Here is a 17,386-nt window from a genome sequence, read left to right as displayed (position 1 = left end):
GGGGTTGTTCTGAACAACTTGAATTTACTGACTTTTCAGCATTTTCAATGAACAATTCCCTTTTATTTATGAATAATCCAGGCTAGGATTGTCTTTTAGTAATCATTCATATCGAACTATAGAATCCTGTGCGTTTCTCTTGATGGCTCATTAACTAAGACTAAGAGTTCAAAGACTTCAATCGAACGTGGCCAACAGCATCTTCTTCCCGGGAGTAAACAAGCAGGTGGAGGAATACCATCTCTACATATACAACCGCTGGGGCGAGCTGATCTTCCAGAGCCACGACATTAACATCGGATGGGATGGCTATATCAAGGGCACCCTGGCCGCACAGGGCGTCTATCTGTGGAAGGTCACCCTGGTCTATAAGAACGGCTCCCCCGACTCCCTGGCGGGCGACATCACCCTCTTATGGAAACGGCCCCAGTAGTTTAAAATCAGGGGAAGGTGAATAGTAAGAACAGGGGGGATTTTAGAAACAGCCTGGATTATTAAAATCAGGGGGTGTTTTAATTAACGACCTGGGATTGTTTACGAAGTAAATAACCACGTCGTGTTAAAATACCCCCTGATTTTTAGAACATGAAACCTATTCACGGATTCAACGTATCCATTAGTATTATTCGTTTATCTAGAAGCCCTCATTAGTGAGAAGATTCGCACTGGTTATAGGTTTGGTGGTGGCATTTACTCTGGCTAAGGGTCAGGATCCGCAATTCACCCAGTTCTATGCCAATCCCCTCTACCTGGCCCCCTCCTTTGCAGGAGCCACCGAGGGCGACCGGGTTTCTGCCGTTTACCGCAACCAGTGGCCCGAACTCAACAATGTTTTTGTCTCCTACAGCTTTGCCTACGACCATTTCTTTGAGAATTTCAACAGTGGCGTGGGCGTTCTGATCATGCGCGATGTGGCCGGAACAGGCGACCTGGGGATCCTCAATGCAGGGATCCTCTACTCCTACGATATCCAGGTGAACCGGGAGTTTCATCTCCGTCCGGGAATTCATTTCAATTACACCCAGATGGGGCTCGATTACTGGAAACTGGTCTGGAACGACCAGCTCTCCTCCGGGGGGACCGGCGGGGGGACCATCGAACAGCCCCCCACTGATGCCTACAAGCCCGATGTGGATTTTTCCGCCTCTCTGATCGGTTACAGCGACCGGGCCTGGGGAGGCTTTACCGTGGACCACCTGCTGCAGCCCAATTACGGTTTGTACAACAACGAGGCCCTCCTGCCCATGAAATTCACCATTTTTGGAGGATACCAGATCGTGAAGAAGGGGCGCCTGACCAATCCCATTGACGAAACGCTGTCCCTGGCCGCCTACTTCCAGCACCAGGATGTATATAACCAGATGGTGCTCGGACTCTACTGGCTCAAGGCACCTCTGATGCTGGGTTTCTGGTACCGGGGGATCCCTTTCCTCAAGGGCGGAAGCGACGAGCAATACCAGAAAGATCCCCGGGGCGATGCCATGGCCTTCCTGGTGGGATATAAAATGGATCAGCTCCGGGTGGGTTACAGCTACGATTTCACCATCTCCAACCTGGTCTCCTCAACCGGAGGCGCCCACGAGGTCTCCATTACCTACGAATTCAAGACCAGGCGCAACCGGGAGAGGCCAAGAATGGTTCCATGTCCCGAGTTCTAGACCTGAAATACGGCTCCCGGGAGATCTCTGTGCGACTGAACCGGGAGATAACCCGCCTAAGCCATCAGGAGCCTCCGGTAAGCTGCAGTCCGGACTCCTTCAGGGAGCTGCTTTCCACCCACCTGCCCCTGAAACACAACTCCGTGTCCAGTGCCGGGATCGTCGTGGCCGATAAGACCCGGCTCTGCCAGTATCCCGGCTACCTGCCGGTACTAAGCTCCTGCCTGCTCGATGCAGGCCTCTCCCCTTCCCGGATTACCTTCTACATTGCCTACGGGACCCATCCGCCCCAGTCTGATGCGGAGTGCCTGGAGAGCTATGGGCAGACCTACCGGCAGTTCCGCTTTGTGCATCATCACAGCAGGGACACGGAGAACTTCGAAAGCCTGGGGACCACCTCGCGCGGAACCAGCGTGCGGATTTCCGGGGAGCTGCTCCGGCACGATTTGCTGATCAGCTTCGGGGCCATCCTGCACCACTATTTCGCCGGCTACGGCGGGGGACGAAAACTGCTCTTTCCGGGCCTGGCGGCCTATGAATCGATCCTGGAAAATCACCGCCTCTTCGTGGACTTCCAAAACCGCAGCCTGGCCGCCGGATGCCGGCCGGGAGAACTGGATCACAATCCCCTGGCCCTGGACCTGGAGGAGATCAACGGCATGCTGCCCCCACGCCTGGAGATCCATGCCATCCTGAACAGCCGGAAGCAGGTTTGCGAGCTCCATGCCGGTAAAAACTATAAGGATTTCAGGGAGGTGTGCCGGAAGTACGACCAGTATTTCAGGTCGGCGGAAAAGGGGAACTTCGATCTGGTGATCGCCAGTGCCGGGGGATACCCAAAAGATATTAACTTTATCCAGGCCCATAAATCGATCCACCATGCGGCCTCCTTTGTGAAAAAGGGAGGAACATTGATCGTCTTTGCAGAGTGCCGCGACGGCACCGGGAATCCGGAGCTGATGGATTTGTTCAGATGGGGCGACCGGCAGACTATTTTCGACCGGCTCAGCGTTAGCTATGAAAACAATGCCGGAACCGCCCTTTCCATGCTGGAGAAGTCGGAACGGATCGACATCCGGATGCTCACCTTGCTTGGCGAGAAGGAAGTTCGCCTGATGGGTGCCAAAAAAAGCACCCCGGAAGAAGTTCAGGCAATCGTCGACTCGGAGAGCGGTTCGGTGGCCCTGCTTGAAAATGCCGGAATGTTATACAGATAGTACAAGCATGAGATGGAAGAATACATATACCGGATGGATGCTGATTGGCTGCCTGGTGCTGGCAGCCTCCCCTGTCCGGGCGCAATACCTGAGCACCCATATCTCCAATCAGGGGATCTACCTCTTCCTGGATGAGCTGGCCACCCAGAAGGTGATCGACCTGCATTCGCTGGTCAAACCCTACGGCAGGCTGGACATTGCTGAAATGCTCTTGGCGGCCGACTCCTCCCGGAGCGAGCTGAACCGGCGGCAGCAATCCGAACTGGATTTCTACCTGAGGGACTATCAAAAAGATCTGCCGCCCGGGGAAGCCGGTACTTCCGGAAGCCGCTGGCTTTGGCTGGACCAGAAGAAACGCTTTGATGCTTTTTATTACCGGGACTCCCTGTTCCGGATGAGCATCAATCCCATCCTGGGGGGGGATCTGCGGACCAAGCGGAATGGCTCTTTCTACCACTGGTGGAACGGGGTGGAGGCCTCCTCCACCATCGGCCGCTTTGGCATCTGGGCCTCCCTGCGCGATAATCACGAGTCGACCGAACTCACCGCCCGGGACTTTCAGAACCAGCGCATCGGAGGATCAAACATCAAAATATTTTCAGAAGGGAAAAGGGACTACTGGGAACTGCGTGCCGGGATCAGCTATGGCTGGGACTGGGGACACGTGGGACTGATTTTGGGGCAGTTTGCCTGGGGGGAAAACAATGCCGGGGCCAATATCTTTTCGGGGCGCACGCCCGCCTTCCCGCGACTGGAGCTGGCCATGGACCCGGCACCCTGGTTCCGGTTCACCTATGTGCATGGCTCGCTGATCTCCGAGGTGGTCGATTCCACGCTCTCTTTTACCACCTCCACGGCCTATGGGACTGATTTCCGGGAGGTGTATCATTCGAAATACCTGGCGGCCAATATCTTTACTTTTACACCGGCCACCGGCCTGCAGCTGTCTGTCGGGAATTCCGTGATCTACGACTACCGCCACCCTCATGCCGCCTTCCTCCTGCCGGTGGCCTTCTACAAAGCCATTGATCACACCCTGAACGCCCGGATCGATAACATGAATTCCCAGCTGTTCCTTTCGGCATCCTCCCGCAATCTGAAGCACCTGCACCTCTATGGAACAGTCTTCCTGGATGAGGTGGCTGTGGACCGGATCTTCCACAGCGGGGAACATAATTTTGTGTCCTACAAACTGGGAGCAGCCTCTACCCTTTTATCCAATACCCGGATCAGCGCCGAATATACCTGGAGCAATGCGCTTACTTTTATGCATAACATCCTCACCACTACCTTTGAATCGAACCAGTATAACCTGGGGCACTACCTGGAAGATAATGCCCGGCAGTTATACCTGGGAATGGAATTCCGGCCGGTCCGCACCCTGAATATCAAAGCCTACTACAAACACTCCGAAAAAGGGCCCGACCATACGGCACTGGGTACCATGCCCCGCCAGGGAATTACATCCTTTGATCCCATCGTTTGGGAATCGGTTCACCTGGGCCTCCTGGCTACCTGCCAGCTGCTCAATGATCTATATATGAGGCTGGGCTATGAATGGAGAAATGTGAGTGGCGAGCTGGAGTACCTGGATCGCTGGACCCCGGAGGAGTACCACGGGGAAACCGGCACCTTCCGGATTGGACTGAATTATGGCTTTTAAAAACCACCATTATAATTATCTTTAATTAAACTATGACACAGACCAATGGCAGAAAATATCTATCCCGTATTTGACCGCATCTACGACCGCAAAGTAAAAGAGGAGATCCTCCGGCAGAGTGCCAGGGTCATCTGGTTTACCGGGCTTTCAGGCTCCGGGAAAACCACCCTGTCGGCCAACCTGGAAAAGGAACTTTTCTTCCGCAGGTTCTTCTGCCAGGTGCTGGACGGGGATAACATCCGCATTGGTATTAATAACAACCTGGGATTCAGCGCAGAGGACCGCCTGGAGAACATCAGGCGCATTGCAGAAGTCTCCAAGCTCCTGATCAATACCGGGATGATTACCCTCTGCTCCTTTATCAGTCCCACCGAAGAGATCCGGAAGATGGCCCGGGACATCATCGGGAAGGAAGACTTTATCGAGATCTTTCTGAATCCTCCCCTGGAAGTCTGCGAACAACGCGATACCAAAGGCCTTTACAAACGGGCACGTGCCGGGGAGATCAAGGATTTCACAGGCATCTCCTCCCCTTTTGAGATTCCGAAAAATCCCGACCTGGTAATCGATACCTCCGTCACTTCCATCAAGGATTCGGTGGACCTGATCTTCCGCACCATCATCGACCGGATTACGCTCTGATCAGCGTACAAATTTACGGACACGCCACCTCCAATACACCGAGCTCAGGGTATGCCATTTGTGGGTCCATCCCGCTTTTATTTTCATGGAAAACAACAATACATTCCGGCGGCTCCTTCTGCCATAGAAACGGGGATCGAGAATGGCACGATGGCAACGTTCTTCAAGCCGGTTCAGGATGACCGTATTTTCCTCAAGAAATTCCTGGTATTCCCCGGGGATCCTGGCTCCGAAAAAAGAAGCCGCCAGCTTTAGTCCCACCCCAAGCATTCTCTCTGCGCCCATCAGCCGGGCATTTTCCAAAATCCTTTGCTGATCCAGGTCCCATTTGTTTAAGGCTTCTGCCAGATCGCGCAACCAGAACAGACGGAAGAAGAGATGATGGGCTCCATGGATGGCCAGGTAAAGAAAGCATCCCTCCAGCGTCATGCAAGGTACAGATCGCCCGGCTAATTCAATGGCTGCGGTCTCCCCGGTAATCAACTGCTCCATGCGACCCAGCAGTTCCGGATAGGCAATCCGTGTATGCAGTTCCAGAATAATCCCCTGTCCCTGATGTACCAGGGCCACATCATATTGTTGTCTGAGATAAATCTTCCATTGTTTTTCGGTGAGTACTTTCCCGGGAAATTTTTGTGCATATCCGGAAGCCTGCAGGACCTCCAGGGCTTTATGCAGGTCTTTTTCACTGACCAGCAGGTCCAGGTCCCTCATATGACGCTGACTGAGATCGCCATAAAGGGCCTGTGCCAGAACAGGTCCCTTCAGGGGCAAGGCATTTATCCCCTCTGATTCGAGCATATCCAGGCTTTCAAACAGGCGCGTCACCAGTCCAAGGCTCTTCACCGAGCCCAGCCGTTTAGCCTGTTTCCAGCGCTCGCGTTCCTTCTCCTCCATCAGGGGCAAAAGATCACCTGCAAGGGGAAACAGGCGGTGCCTCCGGAAGAGATCGAACAGTACGGTCGTATCAATTCCCTCCAGGGTGGCGGGAGGGGCTCCTTTCAGAAGATCAAAGAGGAGTTGCTGTTCTTTGGAGGGTCTCGGCCGGTACACAGTCCTACAAAAATAGCATTCCTGCGCAATTACCAGTAGCTGTTCCGGATCAGAGTGACGTCGCCATGCATGCTGAAGGGCTCCCCGTCGGCCCACCTGCCATCGACCATCCAGACATATACATCGGCCGGAGCCGCCTCCTGGTGCAGATAGCCGTCCCAACCCCGGTACACCTCCCGGGTTTCGAAGATCAGCTCACCCCGCCGGGTATAAATCCGCATGCGGTACTCCACAGGAACCTCGATATAAATCGGATGGAACAAATCGATCCGCCTGGAACCCGGGGCAAAGCTGCCATCACCGGGTCCCGAAGGATTGGGACTGAAAGCCGTTGCAAACTTGATCCGGGTTTCGGAGCTCTGAACCACCAGGGGCAGTGGCTGAACGGCTGTATCGCTGCAGCCATTTTCATTGATCACCTCCAGCTTCACGGCCCGGGAATCGGGGGTAATGGTATTCAGCTGAAGGGTGGGCTGGTATTCTACCGACGACCAGCGGCTGCAGTCGGCGCTCTCCTTATCCACCAGGTTCCAGGCAAATGCGGAAGCATCGGAGGAGTAATTTACCAGGTTCAGCACAACATGGTTATCGATCCCTTCCATCCCCTCCTCGATCCGGAAGTCGGCGACCGGCGATTCCAGAACCTCCACCAGGCTGCGTGATACGGCCGGGTAAGTTCCATCCTTATCGGAAGTCAGGCTCACCAGGTAGCGTCCCGCTTTTTTAAATTCGTACACGGGATTCTCTTCCCGGCTTGTCTCCCCGGTCCCAAAATCCCAGTAAAAAGAGGTGGCATGGACACTCTGGTTCGTAAACTGAACCGTCAGCGGGGCACAGCCGGTTTGGATCGAGGTGGTGAAATAACTCAGAGGGGCCGGATCGAAGGATGCCGTTTCTGCCAGTACCCCGCTTTTTTGGAGTGCTTCCGGGACTTTCTCTTCTACTCTGGCGACCGGGTCCGGACTCTCCTCCGGCTGAGCAGGATCCTCTTCTGCCTGAGAGGCCCGGGAAGAAGTATCCGGGTCCGTGCCTGCAGGGCCCATATTGTGGCTCTCTTCCCGAGGGATTTCTGCCTGTCTGTCCCCTGCTGTTTCTTCTGCAGGAACAAGCACGGGGAGGTGCTCCTCCGGCAGCTCTGTTCCGGTCCTGCTTTTCAGGCCGGCCAGAAGCAATACCACAGCGCCTGCAGCCAGCAGAAGGGCGCCGGCATAGTAGATGTTGAAGCTGCCGGGACGGAAGCGCAGAAACTGCGGCCAGCGCAGCTTATGCTGAATAGCCCTCCACGATTCGGGCGAGGGCGTCAGTTCGGCTCCCTCCAGGCTGCTTTGCAGCAGATCTTCTATCCGGAGTTTCTTACTCATCTTTTTTTCTTCGCTCTTCTTTCAGTCTTAACAATCTTTCCTGCAACCACCTTCGGCCCCTGCTGTACTGTGACTTACTGGTATTTTCATCAATGTTCATTATCTCAGCGATCTCCCTGTGCTTGTATCCCTCAAGGGCATAGAGGTTAAACACCTGCCTGTACCCGTCCGGCATCTGCTGAATGACGCTGAACAGTTCCTCTTCGGTAAACTCCGCTTCGCCCCAGTCTTTGTTCTCGAACCTCGACTCACTCACTTCCGCCAGGTCATCGTGGTAGCGGTGTTTTCGCATCTTATGATAATGGGTGATGGCGGTATTGATCATGATCCGGCGCATCCACGCCAACAACGGCCCATCTCCCTTAAACTCCTTGATATTCAGAAAGATCTTTACAAAACCCTCCTGCAGAATATCCTCCGCCTCATCCATGCTTTTGGCATAGCGGTTACATACGGCCAGAAGCAGGCGGGAATAGCGCTCATACAGGTCCCATTGAGCAGACTGCTTCCCCTTTCTACATCCAGCAAGTATTTCCTTCTCACCATTCATGGATGGTTTCACTTTAGTTGACCGCTGTTCCGGAAACATGGTTGCACCGGAATACACTATTTTACTACGAAATATGGGTTCAGAAGGTTCTGCTTGTTGTACTCCAGTTCCTCTCCGTTGTCGAAGCGACAGACATTTTTTCCCGCGGCCTTTACCACGGCATGTGCGGCAGCGGTATCCCACTCCATGGTGGGACCCAGCCGGGGATAGAGCTCAGCTTCACCGGTAGCCACCATACAAAGCTTCAGGGAACTACCCCTGTTCACCAGGCTGATCTCTTTTCCCCCGGTATCGATCGCTTCCACATAGTTCCTGGTTTCTTCGTTAAAGTGGGAACGGCTGGCCACTACCCGGAACAGTTTCTTTTCGGGTTCTTCCAGCGGAAGCGTACTGGCAAACTGCAACAGGTAATCGAGGGGCTGGTTAAAGTTCTTCTCGTTCCGGCAACGGTAGGCCCCCCTGCCCGGAATGCCTGTATAGAGCTCCCCGATGGCGGGAGCGAAAACCACCCCGAAACTGGCCTTCCCCTCCACCACCAGGGCAATGTTCACGGTGAACTCATCATTGCGCTTTATAAATTCTTTGGTGCCATCCAGCGGATCCACCAGCCAGAAACGTTTCCAGGAGCTGCGCTCCGAATAGGGAATCTGAGCTCCCTCTTCGCTTAGTACGGGGATCTGAGTTGGTGCCAGCAGTTCCATGATGATGGAGTGGGCCTGCTGGTCGGCCCGGGTCAGTGGCGACTGGTCTTCTTTGAACGCTACTTCAAAATCTTCCTCCCCGTAAACCTCCATAATGGCCCTGCCTGCCTCCAGGGCAGCCCGGATGGCTGTGGAATAGTTCTTTTTCATTCCTGTAAAGATAAAAAGAATCGATAAGTTTGTTCTCAACAATGCCAGGTATGAAAAAGCGCCACACTCAGAAAAGGATCTTCTTTGATCTGAACCACCCGGCCGATTTTCACTTCTTCAAGCACCTGATCGGCCACCTGCAGGATCAGGGCCATGCCTTCCGGGTCATGGCCAGGGATAAGGAGTGCCTTCATCTCTTACTGGAAGATGCCGGAATCGCCTATACCAGCAGGGGCCGGGGAAAGCACACTCTGTTGGGGAAATACCTCTATGCCCTGTGGATCCTGGTGATTCTGTTGATGGCCCTGCTCAGGTTCCGGCCGGGCATGGCCATCAGTCTCTCATCGCCCTACCTGGTTCTCGTCTCCCGTTTACTCGGCATCCCCTGCATAACTTTTGACGATACCGATAACAATCCCAGGCTGTTACCCCTGCTCAAAAGATCCACGTATCTGCTCTCCCCGGCCAACTATCCGCACCAGTTTCACCACTACCATTTTCGCCTTCCTGTCTTAAAGGAGCTGGCCTATCTGCACCCCCGCCTGTTTCAGGCGGCGAAGGGATCTAAGGGCATTTTTTTCCGGATCACAAGAACCGATTCCATCCATCATACCAGGGCCTCGGGACTGGATACGGAGGCGGTATTTCAGAAAATGCAGGAGCTGAGCCGGGACCATCGGGTACTTCTCTCCTCGGAGACAAACCTGCCTCCCCCGGAAAATAAATCGATCCGGGTGGCCGATCCCGTCCGGATCCACAGGGAACTATCCGGCTGCAAAGCATTCTGGGGCAACAGTGCCACCATGGCCGCCGAAGCCGCGGTGTTGGGGATCCCTGCCGTGTTCGTGAGTGCGGAGAAATTTGCCTATATCACGGAGCTGGAAGCTTATGGTTTGCTTTTTTACTTTCACCCGGACGAGCTGGAGTCCTCTTTTTCGCAGCTGGATTTGGTCCTGGCGGGGGATCTTCCGTCCGGCCGGTTCCGGGAAGGGCGAAAAAGGCTGCTGAGTGAAAAGCTGGATATGACGGCCTTTATGAGCTGGTTTGTGGAATATCTCCCCGAAAGTGCCCGCATTCTGGAGAGGGATCCGGAACATGTATCGGGCTTTATGGATTCTCCCCCGGGAGATTCAGGCTCGGGAGAAGTGAGACCTGCAAGCCTTCATGGTTGAAAAATAGTCGTGGATATTAGCGAAATCTTTGTACTTTCAGAACGGAATGTCAACCAGAAAGAAGCCAAGAACCGGACTTATTGTCCTGGACCTGATCATCCTGGCCGGATCGTTCATCTTTATGGCCAGTCTGAAGCCTGTGATGGTCTCCTACCTCTCGCACAGGTATATCATTGGCTTTGCGGTGATGCTCTCCCTCTGGGTCATCTTCTCCTTCTATTTTAAAAAATATCACATCACCCGGAAAGAGCGGCCCTCCTTCCTGTTTCGCAACCTGATCGCCCCCAACCTGGTGACCCTGGCCGGGGTCTCTTTCATCATCTACGCCTTTAACACCACCTTCTTCTCACGGATGATGGTCCTCGGCACCTTTGGGGTGGCCACAGCCCTGGAGATCTTTTTCTTTACCATTTACACCTATCTCCTGGTCTCCACGGAATATGATGCGGCAAGAGCCTTTATTGAAAAGCCTCCTACTGCGGGCGATTTGCGGAAGCTGGATGCCACGGTGACCCACAGCGATATTCACCTGAATGTGGGAACCCTGCGGGAAGCCATTGTGGAGGAGTGCGGAGAGCTGGCACAGCGATATATCGAACAGCACGTGGATCTGAATGATATAAAAACGCTGATCACGGCCACCCTGACGCGCTTTAATATCCTCCGGCAACCGGATAATTTCTACGAAACCATTGTCAATATCCGCCGGATCAATGATATCAGGGACCTGAATATGTTCTTTGAATCGGTCAACAGTAAACTGCCCCGGGGAGGGAAGTTTATCTGCTGCGCGGAGACTTCCGATATGCGGAGAAGCAGGATCCTGCGGAAATACCCGCCGGTCCTTAACAGATTAGCCTATACGGGCGACTATATCATCAAACGGGTATTCCCGAAATTTAAACTGACCAGCCGGCTCTACTTCTTTCTTACCCGGGGACAGAACCGGGTATTTACGCATCCCGAGATCCTGGGCCGGCTCTATGCCTGCGGTTTTGAGGTGAATGAGGAGAGTGTGGTGAACGGACTCTACTTTTTTATCTGCCGGCGGATCAAGGAGCCTGCCTTTGATCCCAACCCCACGTACGGGCCTTTTATCTCCCTGCGTCGCGTGGGTAAAGGGGGCAGGATGATCAAGGTGTATAAATTGCGCACCATGTATCCCTATGCCGAGTACCTGCAGGATTATGTGCACCAGCGGAACAACCTGGAAAACGGGGGTAAGTTTAAGAATGACTTCCGGGTGGCCGGTACCCGGGCTTTTATGCGCAAACTGTGGCTCGATGAACTGCCCATGCTGATCAACCTGTTCCGGGGCGATCTGAAAATCATCGGGGTGCGCCCGCTGAGTTTGCATTATTACAACCTGTATTCCAAAGAGCTGCAGGAAAAGCGGATCAAATACCGGCCCGGACTGATCCCCCCGTACTACGCCGATATGCCCGAAACCCTGGAGGAAATCCAGGCCTCGGAGCTGCGCTACGTGGAGGCTTTTGAAAAGCACCCCCTGCGCACCCAGTGGCGCTATTTCTGGAAGGCCTTCTACAACATTGTTTTTAAAAAAGCACGGTCGGCGTAGTTAAAACTGAAATGCCGCCAGTGTCTTTGTAATATCAGTGCGAAGTTTTGATAAAACTTCTGCTTCTTTGGCATATTTCTCCCAGGAACAAACAAGCTCCTGAATTTCACTGATGATGTTTCCTCCTCCCTTGATATTGTTGATCGTGGCTACAGTCATCAAGTCGTTCCGGTTGATCCCACGGTGTTTACCATTGATACTAAGTGTATGCTGGCTTACCCAGACATTTTCAGGATCATAGGAATAGCAAAGATCGTAGGCCGGTGCCAGCTCCCAGTGTCCGTTTTGTTTTAGCAGGAAAGAAAAGTTCTTGGCATGATCATCATTATTGCTTGCCAAAACATTGAATACCATTCTTCGAAACATTTGTTCGGCTTCCGGGTAAGTCATTTTTAACTGTCGCATCGTTTGGAAAAGCTGTTCATAGCTGTATGCATATAAATTATTGTAATCAAAATGTTGAATCCCGCTCCAGGTATGCACATGGTGTTTTGTACCGGTCCCTTCTCTGTCGAATCGTCTGGTCATAAAGTGAGCACGTCCGTGTTCCTCCAATAATTCAGAATCCATCATCTGTATCTGGCAGTCCTTTGCCATCCGGTAATACGCATATTCCACCCGGCCAAACCCGTGACTCGATCCAAACTGTACATCGCTGACTCCATCCAGCTTGATCAACCAGTGGTCGAATCCTTTGGGAGCTACCGTTTGTCCGGACCGCACTTCTCCGCTATTTTTATTGAAGGCTATAAGCGCCTTTGGCCTGCCCCCCCCGGCCGAGGTACCTATTTTCAATATCTCACTGACTGCCTTCTGTTCATCTTCAGGCAGATTCACTTCGAATCCCTCACGTTCAGACAGCATTCTTTGTGCGATCTCAACCAGACTCTTTATCTCCACAGGGAAGGTCCGTTTACCTGCCTTGAAACGGCCTGGTTCAAATTCCAGGGCACCCATGCCTCTTGCCCCAATAAAACACAGCTTCTCCACCGGATTCATACTGTCAGGTGGCCGGCCATTCTGAGCCAGCCAGACATTAATGAGTTGATTCCCGTATTTATCAGGTAAAGAGTCTGCCAGCAAACCAGGAAGTCCGTTAAATGCGGATGTTTGTTCATCCTTTGACTTCCTCAATTCCGGGAAACTATAAATACGGGATCCATCCCGGACCGGCATTTTAATGGGGGACAGGTCGTACCCTTTCCCGAGAAATTTGTCATCATATTGAAAACTGGCCAACTGATTGTTCTTATCCCAGCGTACAGCTCCTGCAAATTCTCCCCAGATTTTTATTTCTGCTACATCTACCATACCGGGTCGTTGTTTGAATGATCATTTTTACTCCGGGCACGCAGTCTTCTGTTTTTTTGAAGTTTTGCATACTCAACCGGGCTGATCTCCTCCCTGACACTGAATACGTCCATGATATACAGCAAATCAAGGATACGCAGCACCTGGATCAGACTGCTCAGCGAAACATTTTCACCCCTCTCCAGAAGGCTGAGTGTGGACCGGCTTATCCCTGCCGCTACTGCCACCTCATTTTGTGATCTGTTTTGATTCAGTCTGTGATGTTGAATAAATGTTCCTATGGTTTTCATGAATGCCTTATCACTCATTGAGTGCCAATCTATGTATGATTTTTCATGCATAATGCTACTATTATGATTTAATGCGTGAATATTCATTCAAATATATCGCATTATAGCCAGATATACAAGATATCTATGCATGATTTTTCATTCACTAAGGTCTATATTGATAATTATTGCATGATTTTTCATTCGTTGTTTCCAGCTTATATAATAAGATGTTTACTTGGTTCCCGGTGCAGCTTACGCCTGCATTCAACCTACACTGCCAGAATATGCTTATCTTCGTTCAAATTCATTTCTGAGATGATACTGCTTACCGGGGGAACGGGACTTCTTGGATCGCACCTGCTGCTTAGCCTGGCCAGGGAGCAGAAAGAGATCGTGGCGCTGAAACGCCCCTCTTCCGGTCTGGAGGAGGTCCGGCGGGTGTTTGGTTATCACTGCGCCAATGCCGGCGAGCTTGAAGAGCTATGGGGGCGCATCCGTTGGATCGATGCCGATCTGCTGAACCAGGTGGATATGACGGAGGTTTTGGAAGGGGTGCAGCAGGTCTATCACTGTGCGGGGATGGTCTCCTTTCAGCCCCGCGACCGTCAGAAGATGATCCGCTTCAACACCGACAGCACTTCCAGTGTGGTTGCTGCCTGCCTGGCAGCCGGGGTGCAAAAGCTGCTGCACGTCTCCTCCACTTCGGCCATTGGCAGGCCCGCCGAGGGTTCTCCGGCCACCGAGTCGCTGATCTGGGCCCACAGCAAAACCGGAACCGGCTATGCCCTTTCCAAGTTTCGCTCGGAGATGGAAGTGTGGCGGGGAATAGAAGAAGGCCTGAACGCGGTGATTGTGAATCCTGCCATTATCCTGGGTCCCGGCTTCTGGGACCGCGGCAGCTCCTCCATGTTCAGCCGGGTGGACGGGGGACTGAAATACGCGGCGCCGGGAGTTACCGGCTATGTGGGAATCTCTGATGTGGTGTCGGCCATGATCCGCCTGATGGAGTCGGATATATCGGGCGAACGCTTTATTCTGAGCGAAGGGAACTACTCCTACCAGCAGGTTTTCGGGAAAATCGCACAGGCCCTGGGGAAAACCGGAGAGTTCAGGGAGGTCACCCCATCCCTGCTCAGAATGCTGGTCCGGCTGGACTTCATCGCCTCTGTTTTCAGGGGTTCCCTCCTGATCACCACCGAGCATGTCCGGGCCGCCTTTGGAGAGGTCCGCTTTTCATCGGACAAGGTCAAAGAGGCCCTCGGGATGGACTTTACCCCCCTGGAGCAGGTGATTGCCGGGGTGGCGGAGCACTACCGGAAAGAGTTTCCGTAGCGGGTGACCCCGGGGAAGCATACCCCCACAGGGAAGTACGCCCTCCGGAGAGAAGCATGAAGCCCCACAGGGAAACACGCCCCCCACAGGGAAGCACGCCCCCACAGAGAAGCACGCCCCCACAGAGAAGCATGCAACCCCCCTCCCTGAAAACTGTGTATAAACCCCTAAAGACCGGGAGGGGGATTGGATGCTAACACTGATCTGCTTATATATGTTTTAAGGCGGTTTATATCAGCCTGTACTTCCCGAAAAAAATGTCCCGATTATTAAACTTTTCCACTATATTTGTTGCCCGATAACAAACAAATAATCAGTTAAAAAGAAGACAATGAAAATTGCAAACATTGTAATTAATGTGATTCTGGGAGCAGCGGTAATTGTGTTGTTCATTTTCCACTTCTCCGGAAATGTGAAAAAAACCAAAGGAGATGATTCTGCAACTTCAGCCCTGGCAGCTAATCCGGGGGATATCAGCATCGCCTATTTCAATATGGATTCTGTGATGGCACAATGGGATCTCTACTACGATTATCAGCAGGATCTGACCCAGAAGCAGACCGAACTGGAATCTGACTTTGCAGGCCGCACCGAGACTTTCTACCAGAGTGTCCAGGATGCCCAGTACAAGATTCAGAAAGGGCTGGTTACCCGTACCGAGGCCGAACAGCTTCAGCAGCAACTGCAAACGGAAGAGCAGAATCTGCAGGTCCTTCAGAACCAGTACATGACCCAGATACAGGAAGAAGGTCTGGTGAAGAACCGCCAGATGCTCGATATGATTGAGACCTATGTGGCCCAGCTGAGCGTAGAACAGGGATATAGCTATGTATACTCCTACTCCTTCGGGGGCAACCTGATTTATGGAGCAAAACCTTTCGATATTACCGCCCGGGTGGTGGAAGGCCTGAACGCCAGGTACCAGCAGGGAACCGAACTGGAATAATGGGCTTTGCCGATGCATACCTGCTGAAGGCCGGTTTGCGTGAGGCGCTGATTGAACCGGAACCCCATCCCCGCCTTCAGATATCCGTCATATTACCCGTTTACAATGAATCCGGGCTCGAAAGATGCCTGGATTCTTTGTTTCAATGCACCTGTGGGGCCGGCCGGGAAGGCACCGATCCTGACGGATCCGGATTCCGGGCCGAGGTGCTGATCCTGATCAATGCCCCTTCGGACGCTCCCCCGGCTGTCCTGGAACAGAACCAGGCCACCCTGGAGGCCACCCGTGCCTGGATCGTGGCGCATCCCCATCCCTGCATCGCTTTTTTTGTCCGGCTCGATCACTCATTCAGCCGGAAGGAGGCCGGAGTGGGAAGCGCCCGGAAGATCCTGATGGATGAGGCGTCGCGCCGCTTTAGTGCGCTTGGGCGCCCGGAAGGAATTATCGCCTCCATGGATGCCGATGCCCTGGTCCGGCCCAACTACCTGGAGGCCCTGGTAACACACTTTGAAGGAGGTGGACCATGGAGTGGATCAGGCCGTGGACCAGAGAGTGGACCATGGAGTGGATCAGGCCGTGGACCAGAGAGTGGATCCGAACCCGAGGGTTGTTCCATACGCTTCGAACACCCCCTGGAGGGTGAGGAATTCCCCCCCGCGGTTTACAGGGCCATTACACAATATGAGCTTCATCTGCGCTACTACCTCCAGTCGGTGCGGTTTACGGGCTACCCCTTTGCCTACCATACGGTGGGATCGTCCTTTGCGGTCCGCTCGGACATTTACTGCATGGAAGGCGGCATGAACCGGCGCCAGGGGGGCGAGGATTTCTATTTTATACAGAAGGTAGCCCGGAGGGGGCGTTTCAGCCAGTGCAACACGACCTGCATCACCCCTTCGCCCCGGCCTTCCGACCGGGTGCCCTTCGGAACGGGACCGGCCGTCAGGCGGCTTTCTTTGAGCGAAGAGCCTTTGATGACTTACAATCCGGATCCCTTCGTAATGCTGAGCCGACTCTTTGATGAGAGCGGATCGCCCGAAAAGCTCGCCGGACCCTGGCCGGAACCGCTGGGGAGCTTCCTCGAAGAACAGGGGTTTGAAGGGGCCCTGTCAGAGATACGCCACAACAGTGCCTCGGCTCCCGCCTTCAGGAAACGTTTCTGGCGCTGGTTCTCCATGTTCCGGATCATGAAATTCCTGCACTATGCCAGGGAACGCGGATATCCCGATCTGGAGATCGGGCCGGCAGCCTCTGAACTGCTGCAGAAAATGGATCCCGAAGGCAGGGGGATCCCGTCGGTGGGACCGGACCTGAGAAAGCTCCTGCAGATTTACAGGATGCTGGATCTGAGATGATCCAAAGGACTACTTCCTTTTCCGCCCCTTCTTCTCTTCCTTCTGCTCGATCACCAGGAAAACATCCTCGTCGCTTCTTTTCATCAGAAACTGTTCGCGGGCATATTTTTCCAGGTTTTCTCTGTTGGTGGTCAGTTCCTGCAGACGTGACGAGTCCTGCCGGATCTGTTCCAGGTAGTACTCCCTGTCCATCTCCAGCTGCCTGATCTCTGATCCCATCCGGAGGCGGTCGACTATGTTGTTCTGGTCAAAGAAAAGCATCCAGACGGCAAAAACAGCAATGGTCAGGATATACTTGTTCCTGAGCAAGGGCCATATCTTCCGTAAGAACTTTTTCATCGCTCAAATTTAATGAAAAAGGGACACAGATATCAGATCCTTTTTCAACAGGACTTACCTATTCTGCGTGAGGCGCTTAGAAAAG

General features: G+C 53.2%; 17 protein-coding genes. 10 read left to right on the top strand and 7 right to left on the bottom strand.

Annotation, left to right across the window (positions count from 1 at the left end):
• The first annotated feature begins 187 nt into the window (after window positions 1-187).
• The 5 genes from P1P86_11030 (at window position 188) to cysC (ending at window position 5,180) form a co-directional block, all read left to right on the top strand.
• Window positions 188-433 carry a gliding motility-associated C-terminal domain-containing protein gene (locus P1P86_11030; GenBank protein ID MDF1575710.1) on the top strand — a complete coding sequence of 82 codons (246 nt, stop codon included), beginning with the start codon at window positions 188-190 and terminating at the stop codon, window positions 431-433.
• Between the two features lie 217 nt (window positions 434-650).
• Entirely contained in the window at window positions 651-1,658 is a 1,008-nt protein-coding gene (locus P1P86_11025) for a PorP/SprF family type IX secretion system membrane protein (GenBank protein MDF1575709.1), read from the top strand.
• A complete protein-coding gene (locus P1P86_11020; protein MDF1575708.1) occupies window positions 1,643-2,875 on the top strand; it encodes a lactate racemase domain-containing protein in 1,233 nt (410 codons plus the stop codon). The genes P1P86_11025 and P1P86_11020 overlap by 16 nt, the downstream gene beginning before the upstream one ends.
• Before the next feature lie 7 nt (window positions 2,876-2,882).
• Window positions 2,883-4,538: a hypothetical protein gene (locus P1P86_11015; GenBank protein MDF1575707.1), complete on the top strand. Its 1,656-nt coding sequence runs from the start codon at window positions 2,883-2,885 to the stop codon at window positions 4,536-4,538.
• Between the two features lie 45 nt (window positions 4,539-4,583).
• Window positions 4,584-5,180: an adenylyl-sulfate kinase gene (cysC, locus tag P1P86_11010; protein ID MDF1575706.1), complete on the top strand. Its 597-nt coding sequence runs from the start codon at window positions 4,584-4,586 to the stop codon at window positions 5,178-5,180.
• Here the strand turns inward: cysC and P1P86_11005 are convergent, their stop codons facing one another.
• The 4 genes from P1P86_11005 to cysQ are packed head-to-tail and all read right to left on the bottom strand — an operon-like array spanning window position 5,181 to window position 8,995.
• Window positions 5,181-6,233 carry a nucleotidyltransferase family protein gene (locus P1P86_11005; GenBank protein MDF1575705.1) on the bottom strand — a complete coding sequence of 351 codons (1,053 nt, stop codon included), beginning with the start codon at window positions 6,231-6,233 and terminating at the stop codon, window positions 5,181-5,183.
• 29 nt (window positions 6,234-6,262) lie between these two features.
• Window positions 6,263-7,594 (bottom strand): PKD domain-containing protein, encoded by a 1,332-nt coding sequence (locus tag P1P86_11000; GenBank protein MDF1575704.1) that lies wholly within the window; start codon window positions 7,592-7,594, stop codon window positions 6,263-6,265.
• Entirely contained in the window at window positions 7,587-8,144 is a 558-nt protein-coding gene (locus tag P1P86_10995; protein ID MDF1575703.1) for a sigma-70 family RNA polymerase sigma factor, read from the bottom strand. The genes P1P86_11000 and P1P86_10995 overlap by 8 nt, the downstream gene beginning before the upstream one ends.
• 56 nt (window positions 8,145-8,200) lie before the next feature.
• Window positions 8,201-8,995, bottom strand: a complete 795-nt coding sequence (cysQ, locus tag P1P86_10990) for a 3'(2'),5'-bisphosphate nucleotidase CysQ (GenBank protein MDF1575702.1) — start codon at window positions 8,993-8,995, stop codon at window positions 8,201-8,203.
• Between the two features lie 50 nt (window positions 8,996-9,045).
• Here cysQ and P1P86_10985 point away from each other — a divergent pair, with 50 nt between their 5' ends.
• Window positions 9,046-10,167: a DUF354 domain-containing protein gene (locus tag P1P86_10985; protein MDF1575701.1), complete on the top strand. Its 1,122-nt coding sequence runs from the start codon at window positions 9,046-9,048 to the stop codon at window positions 10,165-10,167.
• 46 nt (window positions 10,168-10,213) lie between these two features.
• A complete protein-coding gene (locus P1P86_10980; protein MDF1575700.1) occupies window positions 10,214-11,746 on the top strand; it encodes a sugar transferase in 1,533 nt (510 codons plus the stop codon).
• On the opposite strand, the gene P1P86_10975 is transcribed toward P1P86_10980, so the two are convergent.
• Window positions 11,747-13,057 carry a type II toxin-antitoxin system HipA family toxin gene (locus P1P86_10975; GenBank protein MDF1575699.1) on the bottom strand — a complete coding sequence of 437 codons (1,311 nt, stop codon included), beginning with the start codon at window positions 13,055-13,057 and terminating at the stop codon, window positions 11,747-11,749. It abuts the gene before it with no gap.
• Window positions 13,051-13,365, bottom strand: a complete 315-nt coding sequence (locus tag P1P86_10970) for a helix-turn-helix transcriptional regulator (protein MDF1575698.1) — start codon at window positions 13,363-13,365, stop codon at window positions 13,051-13,053. Before P1P86_10970 ends, P1P86_10975 begins: the two co-directional genes overlap by 7 nt.
• 279 nt (window positions 13,366-13,644) lie before the next feature.
• Here P1P86_10970 and P1P86_10965 point away from each other — a divergent pair, with 279 nt between their 5' ends.
• The 3 genes from P1P86_10965 to P1P86_10955 all read left to right on the top strand — a co-directional run bounded on the left by P1P86_10965 (window position 13,645) and on the right by P1P86_10955 (window position 16,962).
• On the top strand, window positions 13,645-14,661 hold the full coding sequence (locus P1P86_10965) for an NAD-dependent epimerase/dehydratase family protein (GenBank protein ID MDF1575697.1): 1,017 nt from the start codon (window positions 13,645-13,647) through the stop codon (window positions 14,659-14,661).
• 331 nt (window positions 14,662-14,992) lie between these two features.
• Entirely contained in the window at window positions 14,993-15,607 is a 615-nt protein-coding gene (locus tag P1P86_10960) for an OmpH family outer membrane protein (protein MDF1575696.1), read from the top strand.
• Window positions 15,607-16,962: a glycosyltransferase gene (locus P1P86_10955; protein ID MDF1575695.1), complete on the top strand. Its 1,356-nt coding sequence runs from the start codon at window positions 15,607-15,609 to the stop codon at window positions 16,960-16,962. Before P1P86_10960 ends, P1P86_10955 begins: the two co-directional genes overlap by 1 nt.
• Before the next feature lie 9 nt (window positions 16,963-16,971).
• Here P1P86_10955 and P1P86_10950 read toward each other — a convergent pair whose 3' ends face one another.
• Window positions 16,972-17,301, bottom strand: coding sequence for a septum formation inhibitor (locus P1P86_10950; GenBank protein ID MDF1575694.1), 330 nt, complete (start codon window positions 17,299-17,301; stop codon window positions 16,972-16,974).
• Window positions 17,302-17,386 lie beyond the last annotated feature (85 nt).

The sequence above is a fragment of the Bacteroidales bacterium genome (assembly GCA_029210725.1).
In the GTDB taxonomy this organism is placed as follows: domain Bacteria; phylum Bacteroidota; class Bacteroidia; order Bacteroidales.
Note: the sequence above shows the minus strand (reverse complement) of the source record. Positions and strands in the feature narration are given on the sequence as shown.